Genomic DNA, 22370 nt, shown 5'->3' with positions numbered 1-22370 from the left:
AGACCACGTTCGTTTTTCGTTTTTATCGCAGCACGAAACGCGCCGGGGGTTATTTCCCGGCGGCGTCCCTGCAGCAGTAATATCTTGTAATAACATCTAACCCGGCCCGGATGCAACGGCGATAAAAAAACAGCGGGGAAGACCCCGCTGTTTTTCAGGCGTTGGCGTGAGCCGGTGGATTACAGCGCGGCGATAGTCGCCTGCTGTTCCTGCAGCTTCACTTTGCCTTCTTTGCAGGCCGCCAGACGATCGCGCTCTTTGGCGACCACCGCTTCCGGCGCGCGCGCCACGAAGCCTTCGTTCGCCAGCTTGCCTTCGATCGAAGCGATTTCCGCATCCAGCTTGCCCATCTCTTTCGCCAGGCGCGCGATCTCGGCGTCCTTGTCGATGAAACCGGCCATCGGGATCAGCAGCTCGGCGCCGTCCACCAGCTTGGTGACGGAGACCGGGCCTTTATCACCGGTCGGCAGCAGCGCGATGGATTCCAGGCGCGCCAGACGGGCGATAAAGCTTTGGTTCTCCTGCACGCGGCGCTGGGCGTCGGCGCTGCAGTTGCGCAGCAGCACGTCGAGCGCTTTGCTTGGCGCGATGTTCATCTCGGCGCGGATGTTGCGCACGGCGATGATGGTTTGCTTGATCCACTCCAGATCGTTCAGCGCCTGCTCGTCTTCCAGCGCGGCGTCGTAGGCCGGGAACGGCTGCAGCATGATGGTGTCTGCGGTCGTGCCGGTCAGCGGCTTCACGCGCTGCCAGATGGTTTCGGTGATGAACGGAATGATCGGGTGCGCCAGGCGCAGCAGCGCTTCCAGCACGGTGATCAGCGTGTGGCGGGTGCCGCGCTGTTCCGCTTCGCTACCGTTGCTCACCACCGGCTTGGTCAGCTCCAGATACCAGTCGCAGAACTGGTTCCAGGTGAATTCGTACAGGATGTTGGCCGCCAGATCGAAGCGGTAGGTGTCCAGCGCTTCGCGGTAGGCTTTCACCGTGCGGTTGAATTCGGCCAGGATCCAGCGATCCGCCAGCGACAGCACCTTCTCGCCGCCGTTGAAGCCGCAGTCGTGCGCTTCGGTATTCATCAGCACGAAGCGGCTGGCGTTCCACAGCTTGTTACAGAAGTTGCGGTAGCCTTCCAGGCGCTTCATGTCCCAGTTGATGTCGCGGCCGGTCGAGGCCAGCGCCGCCAGGGTGAAGCGCAGGGCGTCGGTGCCGTGCGGCTCGATGCCGTTCGGGAACTGCTTCTCGGTGCGCTTGCGGATTTTCTCCGCCAGCTGCGGCTGCATCATGTTGCCGGTGCGTTTTTCCAGCAGCTCTTCCAGCGAGATGCCGTCGACCATGTCCAGCGGATCGATCACGTTGCCTTTGGACTTGGACATCTTCTGGCCTTCGTCGTCGCGGATAAGACCGGTCATGTAGACGGTCTTGAACGGCACCTGCGGCTTGCCGTTTTCATCCTTGATGAAGTGCATGGTCAGCATGATCATGCGCGCGATCCAGAAGAAGATGATGTCGAAGCCGCTGACCATCACGCTGGTCGGGTGGAAGGTTTTCAGCGCCTCGGTCTGCTCCGGCCAGCCCAGGGTAGAGAAGGTCCACAGGCCGGACGAGAACCAGGTGTCCAGCACGTCTTCGTCCTGGGTCAGCACCACGTCGGCGCCCAGGTTGTTCTCGCTGCGCACTTCTTCTTCGCTGCGGCCCACGTAGACTTTGCCGTTCACGTCATACCAGGCCGGGATGCGGTGGCCCCACCACAGCTGACGCGAGATGCACCAGTCCTGAATGTCGCGCATCCAGCTGAAGTACATGTTTTCGTACTGCTTCGGCACGAACTCGATTTGGCCCTGTTCGACCGCTTCCACCGCCACTTTGGCCAGCGGCGCGGTGCGCACGTACCATTGGTCGGTCAGCATCGGCTCGATCACCACGCCGCCGCGGTCGCCGTAAGGCACCGTCAGGTCGTGCGGTTTGATCTCGTCCAGCAGGCCCAGATTATCGAAGGCGGCAACCACCGCTTTACGCGCCGCGAAGCGCTCCAGGCCACGGAACTCGGCCGGGATCTCGTTGCAGTAGTCGGTGCAGACTTCGCCCAGGGTGTTGAACACTTCCGCTTCCTGGCGGATGTCACCGTCGAAGGTCAGAATGTTGATCATCGGCAGGCCGTGGCGTTTGCCGACTTCGTAGTCGTTGAAATCGTGCGCCGGGGTGATCTTCACGCAGCCGGTGCCTTTTTCCATATCGGCGTGTTCGTCGCCGACGATGCGGATGCGGCGGCCGACCAGCGGCAGAATGATCTCTTTGCCTATCAGGTCTTTATAGCGCGGATCTTCCGGGTTGACCGCCACGCCGGTATCGCCCAGCACGGTTTCCGGACGGGTGGTGGCGACCACCAGGTAGTCTTTGCCCTCGGCGGTTTTCGCGCCGTCGGCCAGCGGGTAGCGCAGGTGCCACATGGAGCCTTTGGATTCGCGGTTTTCCACTTCCAGATCGGAGATGGCGGTGCGCAGCTTCGGATCCCAGTTCACCAGGCGCTTGCCGCGGTAGATCAGGTCTTCTTTGTGCAGACGGACAAACACTTCGCGCACCGCGTTCGACAGGCCTTCGTCCATGGTGAAGCGCTCGCGCTCCCAGTCCACGGAGTTGCCCAGACGGCGCATCTGGCGGGTGATGGTGCCGCCGGACTCCGCCTTCCACTGCCAGATTTTGTCGATGAACGCGTCACGGCCGTAGTCGTGGCGGGTTTTGCCTTCTTCCGCGGCGATCTTGCGCTCTACCACCATCTGGGTGGCGATGCCGGCGTGGTCGGTGCCCGCCTGCCACAGGGTGTTTTTACCCTGCATGCGCTGATAGCGAATCATGGTGTCCATGATGGTCTGCTGGAACGCGTGGCCCATGTGCAGGCTGCCGGTGACGTTCGGCGGCGGGATCATGATGCAGAAGCTTTCCTGGCTGGTGTCGCCGTTCGGCTTGAAGTAACCCTGATTCTCCCAGTGATCGTACAGCTTCTGTTCGATCTGTTTTGGGTCGTATGCGGTGTCGAGCTGACTGTTTGTCTTTTCCATTCTTTATCGTATTCAGTGAGTTGGCGGCGTAGCCGTGGTCAAATGGAAGCCGACGCTGCGATAGGCCTTGTAACGGTCGCGCGCCAACTGTTTCAGAGTGTCTTCGTAAGGAACGAAGTCTACCACTTCATGGAAAGCGGTAGCAAAATCGGCAAACTGCGGCAGCAGGGCGATCAGCAGGTCGCGCGGGGCGTTGCCGCGCTTGCCGGGCCAGCACAGTTCCACCGGCGCGCCGTAGTGCGGCCCTTCGCCGGCCAGGTTGTGCGGCACGAATTCATGCGGCTCGCGCTGCCACAGCGCTTCGTCCAGCCGCTGGGCCTGCTCTTGGCTCTCGCAGGCAATCAGCACCCGCTTGCCGGCACGCCAGCGTTCGGCGGCAACGGCGCAGGCCACGGCCTCATGGGCGCTGAGCGCGCCTGACGGTTCCGCGTTGTCGAGCAAATAAAACGTCGCCTGTTTCATTAAGGATCCACCGCTGCCGATAAAAAATGTAGGGGCACAGCATGCTGTGCCCCTTGGGATTATACCTGAATTACCGCTCAGATTTAATCGTCGCCGTTCAGGCCTGCACGGTTGAGCAAGAACTGCGACAGCAGCGCCACCGGGCGGCCGGTCGCGCCCTTGGCTTTACCGGAGCGCCAGGCGGTGCCGGCGATATCCAGGTGCGCCCAGGTGTACTTGCGGGTGAAGCGCGACAGGAAGCAGGCGGCGGTGATGGCGCCGCCAGGGCGGCCACCGATGTTCGCCATGTCGGCGAAGTTGGAGTCCAGCTGCTCGTAGTACTCGTCGGCCATCGGCAGGCGCCAGGCGCGGTCGCCGGCCTGCTCGGAAGCGCCCAGCAGCTCGTGTGCCAGCGGATTGTGGTTCGACATCAGGCCGGTGATGTGATGGCCCAAGGCGATCACGCAGGCGCCGGTCAGGGTGGCGATGTCGATCACCAGCTCCGGCTCGAAGCGCTCGACGTAGGTCAGGGTGTCGCACAGCACCAGACGGCCTTCGGCGTCGGTGTTGAGCACCTCGACGGTCTGGCCGGACATGGTGGTCAGCACGTCGCCCGGACGGTAAGCACGGCCGCCCGGCATGTTTTCACAGCCGGCCAGCACGCCGATCACGTTCAGCGGCAGGTTCAGCTCCGCCACCACGCGCATCACGCCGTACACGGTCGCCGCGCCGCACATGTCGTATTTCATCTCGTCCATGCCGTCGGCCGGTTTGATCGAGATGCCGCCGGAGTCGAAGGTCAGCCCTTTACCGACCAGCACGATCGGCTTAGCGTCCGGATTTGGGTTGCCCTTATATTCCATCACCGACATCAATGATTCGTTCTGCGAACCGGCGCCGACCGCCAGATAGGCGTTCATGCCCAGCTCTTTCATCTGCTGTTCGCCGATGACGCGGGTGGTGATGTGGGTGCTGAAGGCGTCCGCCAGCTGGCGGGCCTGCGAGGCCAGGTAGCCGGCGTTACAGATGTTCGGCGGCATGTTGCCGAGATCTTTGGCTGCCTTGATGCCGGAAGCCACCGCCAGGCCGTGCTGGATGGCGCGCTCGCCGCTGGTGAGCTCACGGCGGGTCGGCACGTTGAACACCATTTTGCGCAGCGGACGGCGCGGCTCCACCTTGTTGCTTTTCAGCTGATCGAAGGTGTAGAGCGTCTCTTTGGCGGTTTCTACCGCCTGACGCACTTTCCAGTAGGTATTGCGGCCTTTCACGTGCAGTTCGGTCAGGAAGCAGACCGCTTCCATCGAGCCGGTGTCGTTGAGGGTATTGATGGTTTTCTGGATCACCTGCTTGTATTGGCGCTCATCGAGCTCGCGCTCTTTGCCGCAGCCGATCAGCAGGATGCGCTCGGAGAGAATGTTGGGCACATGGTGCAGTAGCAGCGTCTGCCCGACCTTGCCTTCCAGTTCGCCACGGCGCAGCAATGCGCTGATATAACCATCACTGATTTTGTCGAGTTGTTCTGCGATAGGGGACAGGCGGCGCGGTTCGAAAACGCCGACTACAATACAGGCACTGCGCTGTTTTTCCGGGCTACCGCTTTTTACACTGAACTCCATGCACTCTCCTGAATCTTAAAGACAAAGGCGGACGCTACGGCTAGAATAACCGACTCCGTAACGATCTCCTGCCATTTGAGTTAACGGATTATGTTAACCTGAACGGCATAAATTGCTCTGTTTTGGCGACTATAAGCAAGTTCCTATAGGACACCCAAACGGCTTGATGTTGTAATACTATTTTAGCTGTGAAGGTTGCCATATGATGAGAATAAATGGCGGATTAACGATGAAATTATCGATTTTCCTGCAAAAAGACAAGTTTTCACAGGCGTAATAAGCGTGATCATCATAAGATATCTGGTACGGGAAACGCTCAAGAGCCAAATCGCCATCCTGTTCATCCTGCTTCTGATCTTCTTTTGTCAGAACCTGGTCAGGGTGTTGGGCGACGCGGTGGACGGCAATATCCCGACAAACTTAGTACTCTCCCTGCTCGCGTTGGGCGTGCCGAAAATGGCGCAGCTCATCCTGCCTTTGAGCCTGTTTCTCGGCTTGCTGATGACGCTTGGGCGGTTGTATACCGAGAGCGAAATCACCGTTATGCACGCCTGTGGGCTGGGCAAACGCACCCTGATTATCGCCGCCATGATCCTGGCGCTGTTCACCTCTGCGGTCGCGGCGGTGAACGTGTTTTGGGCCGGCCCCTGGGCCTCGCGCTATCAGGACGTGGTGGTGAACGAAGCCAAGGCCAACCCGAGCATCGCCGGGCTGGCGGAAGGGCAGTTCAAACCCTCGCAGGACGGCAACGCGGTGCTGTTTATCGGCAACGTGAAGGGCAGTACCTTCAACGACGTGTTCCTGGCGCAGCTGCGGCCGAACGGTAACCAACGCCCGTCGGTGGTGGTGGCCGAGCACGGCAACATCGTGCAGCAGAAAGACGGTTCGCAGGTGGTGACGCTCGACAAGGGCACCCGCTTTGAAGGCACCGCGCTGCTGCGCGACTTCCGCATTACCGACTTCACCGACTACAAGGCGGTGATTGGCCATCGCACCGTGGCGGCGGACAACACCGAATCCGAACAGATGTCGATGCAGACGCTGTGGGAATCCGACGATCCGGACGCACGCGCCGAGCTGCACTGGCGCCTGACGCTGGTGGTGTCGGTGGCGCTGATGGCGCTGCTGGTGGTGCCGCTCAGCGTGGTGAACCCGCGCCAGGGCCGCGTGCTGAGCATGCTGCCGGCCATCCTGCTGTATCTGATCTTCTTCCTGCTGCAGACCTCGCTGCGCTCCAACGCCGGCAAGGGCAAGCTGGATCCGATGCTGTGGCTGTGGCTGGTTAACGGCGTTTACTTCGCGATCGCGCTGGCGCTGAACCTGTGGGATACCGTGCCGATGCGCAAGCTGCGCGCACGCCTGAGAGGAGCGGCCTGATGTTTGGCGTATTAGACCGGTATATCGGTAAAACGATTTTCAACACCATCATCATGACGCTGTTCATGCTGGTGTCGCTGTCCGGCATCATCAAGTTCGTCGATCAGCTGCGCAAGGTCGGCCAGGGCGAGTACACCGCGCTGAGCGCCGGCATGTACACCCTGCTGAGCGTGCCGAAAGACATCGAGATCTTCTTCCCGATGGCGGCGCTGCTTGGCGCGCTGCTCGGCCTGGGCCAACTGGCGACGCGCAGTGAACTGGTGGTGATGCAGGCTTCCGGCTTCACCCGCCTGCAGATCGCCGGCTCGGTGATGAAAACCGCCATTCCGCTGGTGCTGCTGACCATGGCGATCGGCGAGTGGGTGGCGCCGCAGGGCGAGCAGATGGCGCGCAACTACCGCGCCCAGCAGATGTACGGCGGCTCGCTGCTCTCCACCAAGAGCGGGCTGTGGGCGAAGGACGGCAACGACTTCATCTACATCGAGCGCGTCTCCGGTGATAAAGAACTCTCCGGCGTGAACATCTACCACTTCAACGACCAGCGTCGCCTCGAGACGGTGCGCTATGCCGCCACCGCCAGCTTCGAGAACGGCCTGTGGCAGCTTTCGCAGGTGGACACCTCGGATCTGACCAACCCGAAACAGGTGACCGGTACCCAGACGCTGACCGGCGAATGGAAAACCAACCTGACCCCGGACAAGCTGGGCGTAGTGGCGCTGGATCCGGATTCGCTCTCCATCAGCGGGCTGCACAACTACGTGAAGTACCTGAAGCAGAGCGGCCAGGAATCCAACCGTTACCAGCTCAACATGTGGAGCAAAATCTTCTCGCCGCTGTCGGTGGCGGTGATGATGCTGATGGCGCTGTCGTTCATCTTCGGCCCGCTGCGCAGCGTGCCGATGGGCATCCGCGTGGTGACCGGCATCAGCTTCGGCTTCCTGTTCTACGTGCTGGATCAGATCTTCGGCCCGCTGAGCATGGTCTACAGCATGCCGCCGGTGCTGGGTGCGCTGCTGCCGAGCATGCTGTTCCTGCTGATCAGCGTGTATATGCTGCTCAAACGCAAGTAGCGGGGCGATCGGTAGTGAAGAAAGGCGTGGCCGCGGGGCCGCGCCTTTTTTGTTGAGGGATCAGCCGACGCTCAGCAGCGCGATGCCGGCATCCTGATAGGCCTGCGCGTCTTCCGGCAGGCGATCCAGCACGAGAGTGTCGATCTGGGCAGGGGAGGCGAACTGCGCCAGCGAGGTGTTGCTCAGCTTGGAGTGATCGCACACCACGATCACCTGATTGGCATGTTCCACCATCGCGCGCTTGGTTTCGGCCAGCATGATGTCGGCCACGCAGGCGCCCTGTTTCAGCGACAATGCGTTGGTACCCATAAACGCCTTGTCGATGTTCAGCGTATCCAGCAGCGAACGGCCGCTGATGGCGACCGCGCAGTGATAACCCTTTTTGACGATGCCGCCCAGCAGGATGATCTGGATCGATTCGACGTCTTCCAGACTCTTGGCGATCATGAAATCGTTGGTGACCACGGTCAGGTTGCGGCGCTGGCGCAGATGGCGGGCGATCTGCAGGGTGGTGGTGCCGGTGTCCAATACGATGATGTCGCCGTCTTCCACCAGGCCGGCGGCCAATTGACCGATTTGCTCCTTGGCGCTGAGGTTCACCTCTTCACGCTGATCGGAACCGACCTCGAAGCTGGCGCGGGTGCGCAGAATGGCGCCGCCGTGGGTGCGTGTCAGCATACCGGCGTCTTCCAGAATGCGCAGATCGGTGCGGATGGTGGCGCCGGAGACGTTAAAGCGCGAGCTCATTTCCCCCACGGAGAGCTTGCGCTTCTCCTTGAGAATGGCGAGGAGTTTTTCCTGGCGCTCTTCTGCGAACATGCTCACTCATTCACTCCTGACAGGCACAATGGACGTGCGGCTAATATACCCCGCGTATCGGCGGCAGGCAAAGCGCTTGCCGGCTGCCGCTGGCAATATTCCACCGGGCGTTATCCGTGCAAGGTGCGAAGGTTACGGCGCGTCGATCCTTTTTGGTATAGTCAGTTCAGCGGTAGGTTGGGCAGAGGGAGCTGACAGCCAATGGAAGATGAATATAATCTCAGCAACATTATCGGCAAGCGCCTGGAAGCGGCGTTGGGGGAGTTAGGCGATCTCCTGTGGGCGTATGTAGTGTTATCCAAAAAAGACATTGCCTGCATCTTTGGGGTTACCAACTACCCGAGTGAATGGGTAAAAAAGTATCAAGAGCAGGGGTTGCAGTATATTGATCCGGTGGTGCTTACCGCCCGCAACCGCCTGACCCCTTTCGCCTGGGACGAGCAAATCATGGCTGACGCGGGGCTGCACTTTCCCGAGTTGTTCGAACAGGCCCGCGAGTTTGGCGTAACGCACGGCTATACCTTTGTGCTGCATGATTACAACGACAATCTCGTCACGCTTTCCTTTGCCTTCAACGTTGAGCAGAGAGCGGAAGCCATCCAGGCACTCACCGATCGTAAAGGTGATATTTCGGTATTGCTGGCCTCAATCCATGAGTCGTACCTGGCGCTGTCCCCACTGTCAGAAAAAAATGCCGCATCCCTGGAGCGTAACGCCCGCTTTACCGACAGAGAAAACGAAATCCTCTATTGGGCCAGCGTGGGTAAAACCTACCAGGAAACGGCGATGATCCTGGGCATAAAGACCGGCACCATCAAGTTTCATATGTCCAACATAGTCAAAAAGTTGGGGGTAACGAATGCCCGACATGCCGTGCGCCTGGGGATGGAGCTGCGGCTGATTAAACCGGTGGAGTGATGCGCAAGCAGGCTCGCGGCTGGCGTTTCGGTGGGAGGCTGCGCCGGCGACCAGGCAGAGCCAAATCAGCCGAGATAAGCCTAAAGGTAGAAAATACTGGATAGGAAATAGATTCTTTCGATTCAGGGAATGACAGGCGGCAGCCGGTATTGATTTGGTACCGTGGTGATTCTAGAGAAGGAAGTAATAGAGTACCGGTCCCGATCTCTACGATGTGAAATAATAACCAGACTGAACTGATAAAGGTCTAGTGAGGGACTGTACTTTAGTCTAACTGGTTTCCCACCCGTCAAGGCGATACACTTCCCCGGTAATGTTTTGATAAAAAATACAAAAAAAAACCTGACCGCGTAGGGCCAGGTTGCCAATATTGGCCAACACCAGGGAAAATTTTCTTGCACTATCTTAAAGCTATTAACTCCGCATAGGCAAGCGATCTCAGCTGGTTTTTAGGTATTAACTAGCCATTTTGTTAGGTATGTACGCTATTTTCTGGTGATTTAAGATAAAGCTCATCTAATAGAATTACTCTTTCGCCTTTGCGAACGCTATTACGATTTTTTATTTCCTGCCTGATATTCATCAATGAAAAAATAGTGTTCTCGGAATGTTAAGCAAACTCACTCTTTATTGGCTGACACATGGATATGCAATTATTTGCAGTGTTGCCATTGCGGTTGGGGATTATTTGGCGCTGTCTGGTAGGGGGATTAAGGAAATGTAGGCGATGGCCGATAAGGTGCATGGCTATGGCGGTAAAGGCTCGCGAGCTGACAAAAAAGCGAATGAGGCCCGATGGCTTATAACCGCCATCGGGCCTTGTGCCATGTGGGAAGAAACATTACAGCGGTTGGCTGAACTCCACCCGCTCACCGTCCGGCCCGGCGATCATCAGATAACGCACGCCGTTGGCACCGCTGGGCTGCAGCGTCGGCCCTTCAATCACCGGATACCCCAGCTCCGCCAGCCAACGCTGCGTGGCTGCCAGATCAGTGACCCGCAAAGCGATATGGTCGATACCATAGGCGCTGGCGGGGCGAGTCAGCCCTTCGTCAGGTAGCTGGTATAACTCCAGCGTTAGCTCACCCAACTGCAAAAACTGTACGGCGACGGGGCCGCCGAGCGCCAGCGTTTGTCGGGGTTCGAAACCGAGTGAACGATAGAAGCTGGCGGCTCGTTCGATATCGGCGCAGCGCAGACCGACGTGCATCAACCCGTTAATCCGGTGTGCCATATCAAATCCCCTTGCGCGCGCAGTAGAAGCCATAGAAGGCGACGTAGGCGAAGCAGACCAGCGGTACTGCGAAGGCGATCTGCATATCGCCGCCGTTGAGATCGGAGATGATGCCCATGATTAACGGCACCACCGCGCCACCGATGATCGACATCACCACGATCGAACCGGCCACCTGAGTTTCTTCGCCCAGCCCTTTGATCGTCAGGCCAAAGTTGGTTGGCCAGCACAGCGCCATGCAGAAGTTGACGCCCATGATCGCCACCACCGCCAGCAGGCTTTGGATGTTGACGGCCAGCAGCAACAGCAGCACGCATACCGAACAGAACACGCCGAGCAACCGCGCCGGGCTGAACTTTTTCATCAGCGCGGTGGTGACTACCTTGCCGGCCGAGTAACAGACCAGCGTGGCCAGCAGCCCGTAGGTGGCCGAATGCTCGGTTGCCCCCTGTTCAATCATCTGTACAAAACGAATGGTGAAACTCCACAGTCCTACCTGCGCGCCGACATACAGGAACTGCGACAGCACCCCCAATCGGAAGCGCGGCAGCGCCAGCAGGATCTTCAGCGATTGCATCAGCGGCTTGCCCGCTCCCTGGTGCGAGCGTTGGGTTTTGCAGGCGGGGAATTTCACCGCCACGAAGATCAGCGCCAACACGATCAGCACGCTGCCGATGATCAGATAAGGTGTGACCACCTGCGACACCATCTGGGTGCGTGCCGCTTCGGCCGCCGCCGGTGGCATCTGCAGCAGCTCGGCGTGGCTGGGATCGTTTTTGCCGAACACCAGCTGCTGGCCGATCAGTACGCCAAAAATGATCCCCAGCGAGTTGAAGATCTGCGAAAAGTTGATGCGCTGGGTGGAGGTTTCCAGCGGCCCCAGCAGGCTGGAATAGGTATTGGCGGAGGTTTCCAGGAACGACAGCCCGGTAGCGATCACCCCCAGGCAGGCCAGGAAGGCGCCATAGGTCATGATCTGCGCCGCAGGAATAAACAGGAAACAGCCGAGTGCGTACAGGCACAGGCCGATCACGATCGCCACCTTGTACGAGTAGCGTTTGATCACCGCCGCAGCGGGCAGCGCCATTACGAAGTAACCGAGGAAGAAGATCGATTGCACCAGCGCGGTCTGGGTATCCGACAGATCGAAGCCTTTTTTGAACTGGGCGATCAGAATATCGTTCAGGTTGCCGGCCATGCCCCACAGGGCGAACAGGCAGCAGACCAGCATCAGTTGCAGCCAGGGCGTGGCGGGCAGATAGGCGCTGCGGTCGATACTTTCGGCCGCGGCGTGCTGCGCGATGTCGCCCTTGTTAATCAGAGAGTCGCTCATTGCGGTGTTCCTTCATCCGGAGAAAAAGAGAACGAGCTAATAACGTCAAGCTGTTCGTAGAGGGGTTGCGCCTGGCGGTAGAGCTGTTCGAACAGCTCGAAGCAGCGCAGGTAGTGTTCGTGCTGGCGTGGATCGGGGGTAAATTCGCGCTCGATGCTGACGGTGCGGCTCACCCCCTGGGCAAAACTGCTGAACAGCCCGACGCCGACCCCGGCGACGATCGCGCAGCCGGTGGTGCCGTTCTCCTGATTGCGCGTCTGCAGCAGCGGCAGGTTATAGACCGAGGCCTTGATCTGCAGCCACAGCGGGCTGCGTGCGCCGCCGCCGGAGGCGATCATTGCCTCCGGCTCCTGTGCGTGGCGCCTGAGCTGCTGCAGATTACGCAGGGAGGCCAGCGCTACGCCTTCCAGCACCGCGCGGTAGAGATGCGGCTGCCTATGCTTGCGCTGCAGGCCGAAGAACTGCGCGCGCGAGTTGGTGTGTTCCGCCAGCCGCTCGCCGGTCAGGTAGGGCAGGAACAGCAGCCCCTCGGCACCCGGCGGCACCTCGGCCGCCATATCGAGCATCTGCTGATGGCTGAGTTGGCCGGCGCTCAGCGCCGAACGCGCCCAGCGCATGGCGTCGCCACCGGCGTCGAGCAGGGTAAAACCGCCCCAGGCCGAGTTGGCCAGGTGCAGGTTGTTGACGCCGGCGGAGAGCAGCGGGTGTTCCGAGACCACGGTGAGCAGCGTGGAGGAGCCAGTGCTGTCGGAGGCGATGCCGGCCTGATAGACGCCGGAACCGAGCAGGGTAGCGGCCATATCCGCCGTGCCCGCTACCACCGGCACCCCCGGCGGCAGACCGGTCACGCGTGCCGCTGCGGGCGTAATGTGGCCAATCACCTCGCTGGAAAGATGGATGGCGGGCAGCTGATCGGCGCGCAGCCCGAACTGCCGCAGCGCCTCTGGCGACCACTGCAGCGTGGCGCTGTCCATCAGGTAATAACAGGAGGCTTCGCTGTAATCGGTGGCGCGTACGCCGCAGAGCCGGAAATTGACGTAATCCTTCGGCATCAACACCGTGGCGATGCGTTCCCACTGCGATGGGTGATGCTCGCGCAGCCAGGCCAGCTTGAACGCCGGCCAGGCGGCGGTGGGGGGATTGTTCAACAGTTCAAGCCAGGGCTGCGGCGGCTGTTGGTGGCTAAAGCGCGCCACCTGCGGCTGCGCGCGTTTGTCGTTCCACAGCATGGCGCGATCGACGACCAGCTCGCCGTCGGCATCGAGCAAAACCGTGCCGTGCATCTGCCCGCAGGCACCGACGGCGGCGATACGCGGCCAGTATTCGGCGTAGCGCGCGTGCAGCTCCTGCGTACATTGGCAAACGCACTGCCACCACAGCGAAGGCGATTGTTCAGACCAACCGGCCTGCGGCGTGATCTGTTCGTACTCGCGCTGCGCGAAGCCAAGGATTTTCCCGGTGTTGGCGACCAGCCCGGCGCGGGTGCTGCCGGTGCCGATATCAAGGGTAAGAAGTAAATCTTTCATTGTTATCACTCCCGTGGCGGATGGCGCGGGCCACCCGCAGAAGCGTGCGCTGGGATCGCGCAGGATTTAGTTATCGTTCAGTTCCGGGAACAGGCCTGGATCCTGTTCGAGCTGCTCCAGCACGCGCTGGGTGGCCGCCGCGCTCATGCCAAAGCGGCGTACGCCCAGCCGATACAACGCGCGCACCGTGTCCAGATCGCGAATGCCGCCGGCCCCTTTGATCTGGATGCGGCCACGCAACTGATCGGCGATGATCGCCACTTTCTCCACCGTGGCGCCGGTCGGCGCCCAGCCGGTGGAGGTTTTCACCCAGGCCATGCCGACCTCGACGGCGATATCGCACACCCGACGGATCTGCTGCTCGTTCAGATAGTGCGTCTCCAGAATGACTTTGGCCGGTACCGGCGCGGCGGCCTCGACTACCCGGCGCAGATCTTCGCGCACATAGTCGTAATCCCCCGACAGCACCTTGCCGATGTTCACCACCATATCGACCTCGCGCGCGCCCTCGGCGATCAGCTGGCGTACCTCCTGCACCTTGAGGTCGGTAGTCTGCCCACCGCCGGGAAAGCCGACCGGCCCGCCAATCATCACGTCCGCCTGACCGCGCTCCGGCAGCAAAGTGCTGAGGAAACGCGTCCAGCACGGCAGCACGTGCACCGAGATGATGCGATAGCGGCTGGCCAGCGCGGCGCAGTGGCGCACGTCTTGCTCGGTATTGGTGGCCTGCACCGCGCTCAGATCGATCAACCTGGCCATGCGTCTGGTTGTTTCATTCATTGCGTTTATCCTTCTTTTGTTTTCATTTGATTTTATTTATTTACCTTATTCTCTTTCATATGGCTTTAAAATCAGCATTTGGTGAAATTGTGATCGGATCTGCGGTTTTGTGGTGAGGGGCGTGAAAGGGAGAAGAAAAAAGGGCGCGATCTAACAGATCGCGCCCTGGGGTTGACGTTGGGGGGGGAAGCGTTACAGCAGCCAGTCCAGCAACACCACGCCGCACAGGCTGATGGCCCAGGCGATAGTGGTGGGCACCGACCACACCATCATCTGCTGGCGCACGTCCTTGATGCCCATCATGCGGTTGACCACCCAGAACATGCTGTCGTTGAAGTAGCTGAAGAACAGCGCGCCCAGGGTGGCCGCCTGCGCCGCCGCCAGCATATTGACGCCGGGCAGCAGGCTGACGATCGGCGCCGAGATCGAGGCGGCGGTGATCATCGCCACCGTACCGGATCCCTGTATCACCCGCACCAGCGTGGCGATGACGAACGGGATCAGCACCGGCGAGATCGGCAGCCCGGCAACCTGCTCCGCCAGCTGCGTGCCGGCGCCGCTCTCGCGCAATACCGCCCCCAGCGCGCCGCCGGCGCCGGTGACTAGCAGGATGATGCCGGCGGTCTGCAGGCCTTCTTCCAGGCGCTCCAGCGTGTCGTGTTTATTGGCGTGCGGCATCAGGGTGTACACCGCCAACAGTACGCTGATCGCCAGCGCGATCATCGGCGAGCCGAGAAACGCGAAGCTTTGGCCCCACAGGCTTTCCGCCAGCCAGCCCATGCCCTCGCGCTTGGCCAGCATATTGTTGACCGCGTTGACGAAGATCAGCCCGATCGGCGTCAGGATCGGCAGCAGCGACAGCATCAGGCTCGGCAGCGCCTTGCCCTCTTTCTCCGCCAGATACTGCTGATGCGCGGCGCGCAGATCCTGCGGCGCTTCCTCTTCCTGCGGCATAAAGTCCGGGTAGCGCGCGCCCAGCCAGCGCGCATACAGCACGATGCCGATCACGCAGGGAATGGCCAGCACCAGCCCGGCCAGCATCATGGCGCCGATATCCACGCCGAAGATGCCCGCTACGCCCAGCGGCCCCGGCGTCGGCGGCACCGCGTGGTGGGTGAGGATCAGCCCGCCGGCCAGCGCGACGCCGAGCGTCAGCAGGTTGCGCTTGCCCTTTTTCGCCAGCGCCTTGACCAGCGGATAAAGGATGACGAACGCCGAATCGACGAAAATCGGGATGCTGACGATATAGCCGGTGATGGCCAGCGCCCACTCCTCGCGCCTTTTGCCCAGCCACTTGATAAAGCTGTAGGCGATCTGCTCGGCGGCGCCGGAGACCTCCAGCACCCGGCCCATCATCACCCCCAGCCCGATGACGATGCCGATGCTGCCGAGCGTGGAGCCGAAGCCCTTGGTGATGGCGTCGACGGTTTGCGTGGCGCCCATGCCGCCGGTAATGCCGGCGATGGAGGCGGCGATAAGCATGGCGATCAGCGCATGCACGCGGGTGCGCAGCACGAGGAAGATCAGTGCGAACACCGCCACCGCCAGCCCGATGATTGGGGTATACATCGCCATGATCAGCCCCCGCCTTGCGGCATGTCGTCGCGGATAAAGGCGCGGATCGCCTGCTCGAAGCTTTCATCGGCGATAAAGCCCAGCTGCTGTGCCCGCCGGGTGTCGAACTCGCCCGGCCAGCCGGCGACGATGCGGTTGATGGCGGCGTCCGGCTCGAATCGCACCCGTGCGGCGACGGCGTCACCGGCCACCGTGCGCAGCGCTTCGAGCATCTCCCGCACGCGCACGCTGATGCCGGGCAGGTTGAGCGTGCGCAGCGCGCCGAACGCCGAAGCGGGCAGCGTGGCGGCGTGGATGAAGTTGCTCACCACCGCAGCCGGGCTGGAGAGCCACAGCGCCAGCTCGGCGTCTACCGGGCACACCGCCGGCTCACCGTGCAGCGGCTCGCGGATGATGCCGCTGGCGAACGACGATGCCGCCTTGTTCGGCTTGCCCGGCCGCACGCTGATGGTGGGCAGGCGCAGCACGCGGCCATCGACGAAGCCTTTGCGCGCATAGTCGTTGATCAGTAGCTCGCACATCGCCTTCTGCGCGCCGTAGGAGGATTGCGGGGTGACCGCACTCCGATCGTCGATCACCGGCGGCAACTCGCCGCCGAACACCGCCAGCGAACTGGTGAAGATGAACTTCATGCCCGGCGCCCGGTGGCGCGCCGCTTCCAGCAATTGGCGGGTGGCGTCGAAATTGACCTGCATGCCGAGATCGAAATCGCTCTCCGCATGGCTGCTGACGATGGCTGCCAGGTGGAACAGCACGCCGCAGTCGGCATCGATCAGCCGCTCCGCCGCGCCGGGCTGCGACAGATCGAGCGCCAGACACTGCAGGCGCGTATCCGGCAGCGGGGCGGGCGGCGGGGTGATGTCCGCCAGGATCAGCGTGTCGAAGGCCAGCGGGCAACTGCCGTGCAGCAGCGCTTTCGCCAGCCGCTGGCCGAGAAAACCGGCGCCGCCGGTGATGACGATGTTCATATGGTGCTCCTTTCCCTAGCGTTGTTGTTATCAGAGTTGGACGTTGTGCAGTTGCAGACCGCGCTCGCGCAGCAGCTGCTGCGCCTCCGGCGGCAGCGCGGCGTCGCAGATGATGTCGCTCAGCGCCTCCAGCGGACAGACGCGGAACATGCCGTATTTGCCGTACTTGCTGCTGTCGGAGACCAGCACCCGGCGGCGGGCGACCTCCAGCAGCGCCTGCTTGACCAGCACCTTCTCCTCGTGCGGCGTGGAGAGGCCGTGCTCCAGATCCCAGGAGCTGGTGCTGATGAAGGCCACGTCGATATTCAGGCTGCGCAACAGCATGGCGGCGCTGTTGCCGACGCAGGAGTAGTTGCGCTGATCCACCTGGCCGCCGGTGTGGAACAGGCTGAGCTGCGGGCGATTCATCAGGTGCTGGATGATGGAGAAATCGTTGGTGACTACCGTCAGATTGAAACGCTCCGCCAGGCTGCGGGCGATCTCGAAGGTGGTGGTGCCGGCGTCCAGATAGACCACCTGACCGTCTTCCACCAAGCCGGCGGCGTATTTGCCGATCTCGCGTTTGTGGCGGTGGTGCAGCTGCGCCTTCTCGCAATAGGCCAGCTCCTGGCGCAGCGCCTCGCTCAGGCGCACGCCGCCGCTGACGCTGACCACCTTGCCTTGCTCTTCCAGCACGCGGATATCGCGCCGCACCGTCATGTGGGAGACGCTCATCAGCTCCGACAGCGCGCTGATGCTCGCCAGCTGGTATTCATGCACATAGCGATAGATGTAATCGCGGCGTTCGGACGGGATCATGTTCGCTCCTGTGGCCCCGGCGGCGGCAGGGGCCACAGGAGCTGTTATTTTTTGTTATGGAGGAACATCTTCAACCATCGCGATTAACAAGTAAGCGACAGTTATCACAAATGCCGGCGTGGGGGTTGGGGTGGTTTCGTTATTTAACTTTATGATTAATTGTTTGTTATTGGGTTTTATCGGCGTTTTGTCGTGCAACACTATCTTGTGATAATTAATGTGATGCGCCACAAGGCTTGTGAAGCAGGCGGGGCGGGAAAGCGGCGAGGAAAGGCAGGCAAACGTGCGCTGCGGCGCTTTTTTCAACACTTAACTCATTGAACAACGGATAAGTGTTGCACGCGGATCGCTGAAAGGTATAATGCACCCGTTTTCCGCATACTACTTCAGTGCCGAAGTGGCGAAATCGGTAGACGCAGTTGATTCAAAATCAACCGTAGAGATACGTGCCGGTTCGAGTCCGGCCTTCGGCACCATTCCCCCTTCCGTAGTCGTCCGACGAAGTCCAAAAAATACTTTAAAATCAATAAGAGTGGCCTTTCTGGCGTCCGCCGTTGTCCGAGGCTGTCCGTTGAAATCCAGGGGGCACTGGGGGCATAATTGGGGGCATCTCCACTTCGATTGAAAATGTGCCCCCAAAATGAAGCTAAACGCCCGCCAGGTCGAGACCGCAAAGCCCAAAGAGAAAACCTACAAAATGGCCGATGGCGGCGGTTTGTATCTCGAGGTTACGACGAAAGGTTCCAAGTATTGGCGAATGAAGTACCGCCGCCCTAACGATAAAAAAGAGGATCGGCTTGCTTTCGGTGTTTGGCCGATGGTCAGTCTTGCCGAAGCTCGTAGCAAAAGAGACGAAGCCAAAAAGCTGTTGGTACAAGGATTGGATCCAAAAGCAGAAGAAAGGGAAGCTCAGGCTGAAACTGCGGGCGCATACACGTTCGAGACCATTGCCCGAGAATGGCATGCCAACAACAAACGTTGGAGTGAAGATCACCGAGCGAGAGTGCTTCGTTATTTGGAACTGTATATTTTCCCGCGCATTGGTGCAGCTGATATTCGTGGTCTTAAAACCAGCCATCTTTTAGCAGCGATTAAGGCCGTTGACGCCAGCGGTAAGCACGACGTAGCGCAGCGCTTACAGCAACGTGTTACGGCCATTATGCGTTATGCAGTTCAGAACGATTACATTGATTCTAATCCTGCCAGCGACATGGCCGGAGCATTGGCAACAACCAAAGCTCGGCATTATCCGGCATTGCCGCCTCATCGTTTCCCTGAGTTTCTCGCACGGCTTGCCGCTTATCGGGGACGTCTCATGACACGCATCGCCGTAGAGCTTTCATTACTCACCTTTGTGCGTTCTAGTGAGCTGCGTTTCGCCCGCTGGGATGAGTTCGATTTTGATAAAGCTTGTTGGCGCATACCGGCGCAGCGTGAAGAAATCAAAGGTGTACGCTACTCACACCGTGGCATGAAGATGAAAGAAGAGCATATCGTCCCGCTAAGCCGCCAAGCGTTGGTTTTGTTGGAGAAGCTAAGGACTTTGAGCGGAGAAAACAAGCGGTTGTTTCCCGGCGATCATGACCCCGATAAAGTCATGAGCGAAAACACGGTGAATAATGCACTGCGTGCAATGGGATACGACACTAAAACCGAGGTGTGCGGTCATGGCTTTAGGACGATGGCACGCGGTGCTTTAGGTGAGTCTGGGTTGTGGAGCGATGATGCGATAGAACGTCAGTTAAGTCACTCTGAACGCAATAATGTGCGAGCAGCTTATATTCATACTTCTGTGCATCTAGATGAGCGTAGATTGATGGTGCAGTGGTGGGCTGATTATCTTGATGAGAATAAAATTAAGTTAGTATCTCCTTATGAATTCGCCAAATGATTTAATGTCACGCAGGGTTGGCTCCCTTCATAAAAAAAAGGGGCGTCGCGCCCCTTTTTTTGACATTAAATAACAGAGGCTAATGTCTTTAAATAATCCTTGACTCGATTTAACTCAAGTTCTAATAAATTATATGTAAGGGTGTTGTCAGGTGATGACTTGTAATTTTCCACCGCTTTGTTTAATTTACTTCTGTATTTCCTTAGTTCTTTTTTGTATGAATCATGTATGTTCATATACATATATCTTGTTAGCTTTCTTATGTGATGCTCACCGTCAGTCATCAGTTTTTTATCAACAGGCTTATTTTCTGGGTCTTCGTTTTTACTTATGTCTACACTTTCGCCAGTTTTCTCATGAATAGTTGTCTTTAATTCTGACTTTATTTCTTCTTCTTGTTGCTCAGTTATCTCTATTTCCTCAATAGCATTAAATGCTTCATTGATGACTTCATTGATGTCATTTTTTTTACTGATAATTTGTTTCATTTCCTCGTAGGTAATAAATCGATTGTGTGCAACCTTATTTCTAAGGTCATACAAGGATTCCCAATCATCAATGAGTTTTTCTTCTTTTTTGTTTCGCTCTTTGGAATCGGTCTTCTCCGAGTAAACCTCTGGGGAGAAATATCGCTGCCAGTTGCTTTTAGGAACGAAGTCCATTAATTTCTCAACGTCAATGGTTTTTTTTGTGCTGTTTAATATGCGATGTACATCGGCTGTTTTGATTGTGCTATATTTATCAAATAGGAATTTGGATAGTTGAATGAAATCCGTTTCTGAAAGGAAAGTGTTTAGTGATTGAGTTTCAGATTTTATATCTTTATTTTTTATTGAGTCGATAACTTCTTGTGGTATGTTTGATTTAATCCATTCCAGGCCTACTTTTGTAGACATAAAGATGGTGATTAATTTCCTCATTTTATTTTCTATTTCATGTATGTGTTTATAGCCCTCAATTGAAAACTCGGTTGCCAAGTCATCTCTGAGTGTATTTAGCTGTGAATGTTGTAGTTCTCTAATTGTAGCAATAATTTCTTTATTTAAGTCTCTTACTGCTAATTTTTCTTTCTCATCTGCAACCTTATTTGTATTGCAAACGTCAATGACATAACTACGGTAAGCTTCATTTTTGGATTTTATTTTTTTTACGTTTAGGGTGAATTCAATATTCTGAAATGTGATGGTGTTGTTAGAACCTTTCTTTTCAATCTTCAAGTTTTGATTAAGTTGAAGGCCTCTTATTAAATCTTCCTCATTTTGCATTAGTTTTCTTTCTTCTGAGAAAATTAATAGATATTCAGAAGTGTAATTTTTCCCTTCCATCAGTTCTCCTTACATGCTTTTATCGAATAGGTGGTGAGGCAGTGTTGTTACAGTACAGCCTATAGGACACGATCAACAAGTAATATCGATGGACTCTGGGCGCCACAGTGTAGAAGGACGGATGTGAAGGTATGTCCAAGGAGATCGGTGATTTGCTAAAAAGCTATACCTTAGAAAGTTTAAATGGCCGAGCTCCTCTGCCGTCCATCCTTTGCTCACCCTCATCTGACCACCCCATTAGTACTTCTCTCCCTTGAACGTTACTGTATCACTCGCTGACATTACCGCGAACTAGTGAAGCGTGACGATGCACTCAGGCCGCGAAACTAAATACGCATATTACCGCTGGCGCGCAATACTACCCCCGCCTCGCCTGCGCACTTCATGTGTCGCTTTTCATGCAGTTGCATGAACGGCCGCAGGCTGCGCCAGTACTGGTGTGGCAGGGGATGAAAAGTGCTTTTTCTTGCATGCAAAATCATGCACCCTATGCATGCACGCGCAATTTGTGGCTGGCTAGCCAGGAAAAAGGCTGTTTTGGGTGAGGCGAAAGAGAAATACCCCGCGATGCTGTCGAGAGCTGCGGGGCTGAGGAGGGCGCTTAGTGCAGGGTAGGATTGCTGTTGTAGCGGCGATAGCGGTTCAATGTCCGTTTCTCCGGTGGTGGCAAGGCGTTCTCATCGACCGGTTGCGCTTGTATCGGCTGGCACAGGATTTTATCGACGCTTTCCGCCGTCTTGAATGTGCAAGAACAGGTCAGGCTCTGACATTGGTAATACGCCTCTTTCGTCCGCTCTGTGATATAGCGACTGGTGCGGGTATAGGACGCATGGGTGCACAGCGGGCAGCGCATCATGATTTGGCCCCTTTCTGCTGCATGCGTTGACGTTTTTCCGTTAATTCTGTTACCCCTTGCATCTGGCGCATCGGGCATCTTTGTCGCTCCCGCAATACGCCGGTTTGTTCCGGTATCGTCAGGCCAATCTCATTCAGCACCGGGTGATCGATATTTTGCATTGCCGTGGCAGCGTTAATATGGCCCCGCAGCGTTCCCAGCAGCTGTTGTTCAATCGCTTTCACCGGGTCATCCCCATAAACGCTATAAGCCTTTTTCGCCAGCGCGCAGGCCTTGATAATCTCAGGGCTGATAAGCGCCTGGCTCAGCGCATCCACGGCTTGGCCCATTGCATGGTCAGCGAAGGTTGTGAGGGCGTCTTTGTGCGCGTTCACCATCTTCGGGGCTGTGCCGCCGCAGTTGAGGTGAAGCTGCATTTTGTCCAGCTCCATCTCCTCAATCAAGCCGTCGAACTCTTTCGCCAACTCCCGCTTGGAAATCCGACTGTGGTGCTGCGCTTGCCGTTCCGGCGTCATTTCTCCGCGCAGTTTGCGAAACAGGGTGCGCCACTGGCTTTCTGCCTCCTGGCTCTGGCTCTGGCTCTGGCTCTGCACTTCGGTGTCTTTCTTCTGTTGGTGGCAGCGGGCAATGCCTGTCACGACGTCGGTCAACGCCTGGTAGTTTTTGTCGTGGGCTGCGCGAGCGTCACGCAGGGCGTGCAGTTTATCGGTGATGTATTTCGGTAAGGCGGTGGTGCTCATGGTCATGTCTCCGGTGTCAGTCAATGTGAAGCTATTCTGCTGACTGC

19 protein-coding genes and 1 tRNA gene are annotated in these 22370 nt (G+C 58.0%); 5 read left to right on the top strand and 15 right to left on the bottom strand.

Translation table 11 applies throughout. The features are described from left to right. Positions 1-179: 179 nt before the first annotated feature. The 3 genes from GF111_RS10515 to pepA all read right to left on the bottom strand — a co-directional run bounded on the left by GF111_RS10515 (position 180) and on the right by pepA (position 5113). Entirely contained in the window at positions 180-3056 is a 2877-nt protein-coding gene (locus tag GF111_RS10515; RefSeq protein WP_147191343.1) for a valine--tRNA ligase, read from the bottom strand. A 12-nt stretch (positions 3057-3068) separates the two neighbouring features. After that, complete coding sequence (locus GF111_RS10510; protein ID WP_019453292.1) at positions 3069-3518, bottom strand: DNA polymerase III subunit chi; 450 nt, start codon at positions 3516-3518, stop codon at positions 3069-3071. A gap of 83 nt (positions 3519-3601) precedes the next feature. Beyond that, positions 3602-5113, bottom strand: coding sequence for a leucyl aminopeptidase (gene pepA / locus GF111_RS10505; RefSeq protein WP_033636874.1), 1512 nt, complete (start codon positions 5111-5113; stop codon positions 3602-3604). 282 nt (positions 5114-5395) lie between these two features. On the opposite strand from pepA, the gene lptF reads away from it, so the two are divergent. Both lptF and lptG read left to right on the top strand, forming a co-directional pair. Beyond that, the gene (gene lptF / locus GF111_RS10500; RefSeq protein ID WP_016929274.1) at positions 5396-6490 is read left to right on the top strand and encodes an LPS export ABC transporter permease LptF; all 1095 of its coding nucleotides are present in this window, start codon (positions 5396-5398) and stop codon (positions 6488-6490) included. Further along, the gene (gene lptG / locus GF111_RS10495) at positions 6490-7560 is read left to right on the top strand and encodes an LPS export ABC transporter permease LptG (RefSeq protein WP_019453290.1); all 1071 of its coding nucleotides are present in this window, start codon (positions 6490-6492) and stop codon (positions 7558-7560) included. Before lptF ends, lptG begins: the two co-directional genes overlap by 1 nt. Positions 7561-7620: 60 nt before the next feature. Here the strand turns inward: lptG and GF111_RS10490 are convergent, their stop codons facing one another. Next, complete coding sequence (locus tag GF111_RS10490; protein ID WP_047729191.1) at positions 7621-8379, bottom strand: DeoR/GlpR family DNA-binding transcription regulator; 759 nt, start codon at positions 8377-8379, stop codon at positions 7621-7623. 201 nt (positions 8380-8580) lie between these two features. Here GF111_RS10490 and GF111_RS10485 point away from each other — a divergent pair, with 201 nt between their 5' ends. Further along, positions 8581-9297 (top strand): LuxR family transcriptional regulator, encoded by a 717-nt coding sequence (locus tag GF111_RS10485; RefSeq protein ID WP_047729189.1) that lies wholly within the window; start codon positions 8581-8583, stop codon positions 9295-9297. An 841-nt stretch (positions 9298-10138) separates the two neighbouring features. Here GF111_RS10485 and GF111_RS10480 read toward each other — a convergent pair. From GF111_RS10480 to GF111_RS10445, 8 genes are all read right to left on the bottom strand, one after another. Then, entirely contained in the window at positions 10139-10531 is a 393-nt protein-coding gene (locus tag GF111_RS10480; protein WP_162419872.1) for a VOC family protein, read from the bottom strand. A 1-nt stretch (position 10532) separates the two neighbouring features. Continuing rightward, complete coding sequence (fucP, locus tag GF111_RS10475) at positions 10533-11864, bottom strand: L-fucose:H+ symporter permease (protein WP_162419871.1); 1332 nt, start codon at positions 11862-11864, stop codon at positions 10533-10535. Then, complete coding sequence (locus tag GF111_RS10470) at positions 11861-13390, bottom strand: FGGY-family carbohydrate kinase (protein WP_147191556.1); 1530 nt, start codon at positions 13388-13390, stop codon at positions 11861-11863. Before GF111_RS10470 ends, fucP begins: the two co-directional genes overlap by 4 nt. Positions 13391-13456: 66 nt before the next feature. Then, positions 13457-14170: a deoxyribose-phosphate aldolase gene (deoC, locus tag GF111_RS10465; protein ID WP_061872297.1), complete on the bottom strand. Its 714-nt coding sequence runs from the start codon at positions 14168-14170 to the stop codon at positions 13457-13459. A 192-nt stretch (positions 14171-14362) separates the two neighbouring features. Next, complete coding sequence (locus GF111_RS10460; protein WP_074027173.1) at positions 14363-15748, bottom strand: GntP family permease; 1386 nt, start codon at positions 15746-15748, stop codon at positions 14363-14365. Further along, positions 15748-16713: a D-erythronate dehydrogenase gene (gene denD, locus GF111_RS10455; protein WP_055317390.1), complete on the bottom strand. Its 966-nt coding sequence runs from the start codon at positions 16711-16713 to the stop codon at positions 15748-15750. Before denD ends, GF111_RS10460 begins: the two co-directional genes overlap by 1 nt. Positions 16714-16743: 30 nt before the next feature. Beyond that, positions 16744-17511 carry a DeoR/GlpR family DNA-binding transcription regulator gene (locus GF111_RS10450; RefSeq protein ID WP_033636886.1) on the bottom strand — a complete coding sequence of 256 codons (768 nt, stop codon included), beginning with the start codon at positions 17509-17511 and terminating at the stop codon, positions 16744-16746. 54 nt (positions 17512-17565) lie between these two features. After that, complete coding sequence (locus tag GF111_RS10445; protein ID WP_147191558.1) at positions 17566-17820, bottom strand: hypothetical protein; 255 nt, start codon at positions 17818-17820, stop codon at positions 17566-17568. Between the two features lie 82 nt (positions 17821-17902). Between GF111_RS10445 and GF111_RS10440 the strand changes: the two genes are divergently transcribed. After that, a tRNA-Leu gene (locus tag GF111_RS10440) sits at positions 17903-17987 on the top strand. A gap of 164 nt (positions 17988-18151) precedes the next feature. Beyond that, on the top strand, positions 18152-19402 hold the full coding sequence (locus GF111_RS10435) for an integrase arm-type DNA-binding domain-containing protein (RefSeq protein ID WP_224217838.1): 1251 nt from the start codon (positions 18152-18154) through the stop codon (positions 19400-19402). Between the two features lie 65 nt (positions 19403-19467). Here GF111_RS10435 and GF111_RS10430 read toward each other — a convergent pair whose 3' ends face one another. The 3 genes from GF111_RS10430 to GF111_RS10420 form a co-directional block, all read right to left on the bottom strand. Continuing rightward, positions 19468-20727, bottom strand: coding sequence for a HEPN domain-containing protein (locus tag GF111_RS10430; protein ID WP_047729177.1), 1260 nt, complete (start codon positions 20725-20727; stop codon positions 19468-19470). A gap of 601 nt (positions 20728-21328) precedes the next feature. Continuing rightward, positions 21329-21583: an ogr/Delta-like zinc finger family protein gene (locus GF111_RS10425; RefSeq protein ID WP_147191570.1), complete on the bottom strand. Its 255-nt coding sequence runs from the start codon at positions 21581-21583 to the stop codon at positions 21329-21331. Then, positions 21580-22323, bottom strand: coding sequence for an NAD-dependent aldehyde dehydrogenase (locus GF111_RS10420; protein WP_147191572.1), 744 nt, complete (start codon positions 22321-22323; stop codon positions 21580-21582). The genes GF111_RS10425 and GF111_RS10420 overlap by 4 nt, the downstream gene beginning before the upstream one ends. Positions 22324-22370: the final 47 nt, after the last annotated feature.

The organism is Serratia sp. HRI, assembly GCF_010119335.3.
Lineage (GTDB): Bacteria > Pseudomonadota > Gammaproteobacteria > Enterobacterales > Enterobacteriaceae > Serratia > Serratia nevei.
Note: the sequence above shows the minus strand (reverse complement) of the source record. Positions and strands in the feature narration are given on the sequence as shown.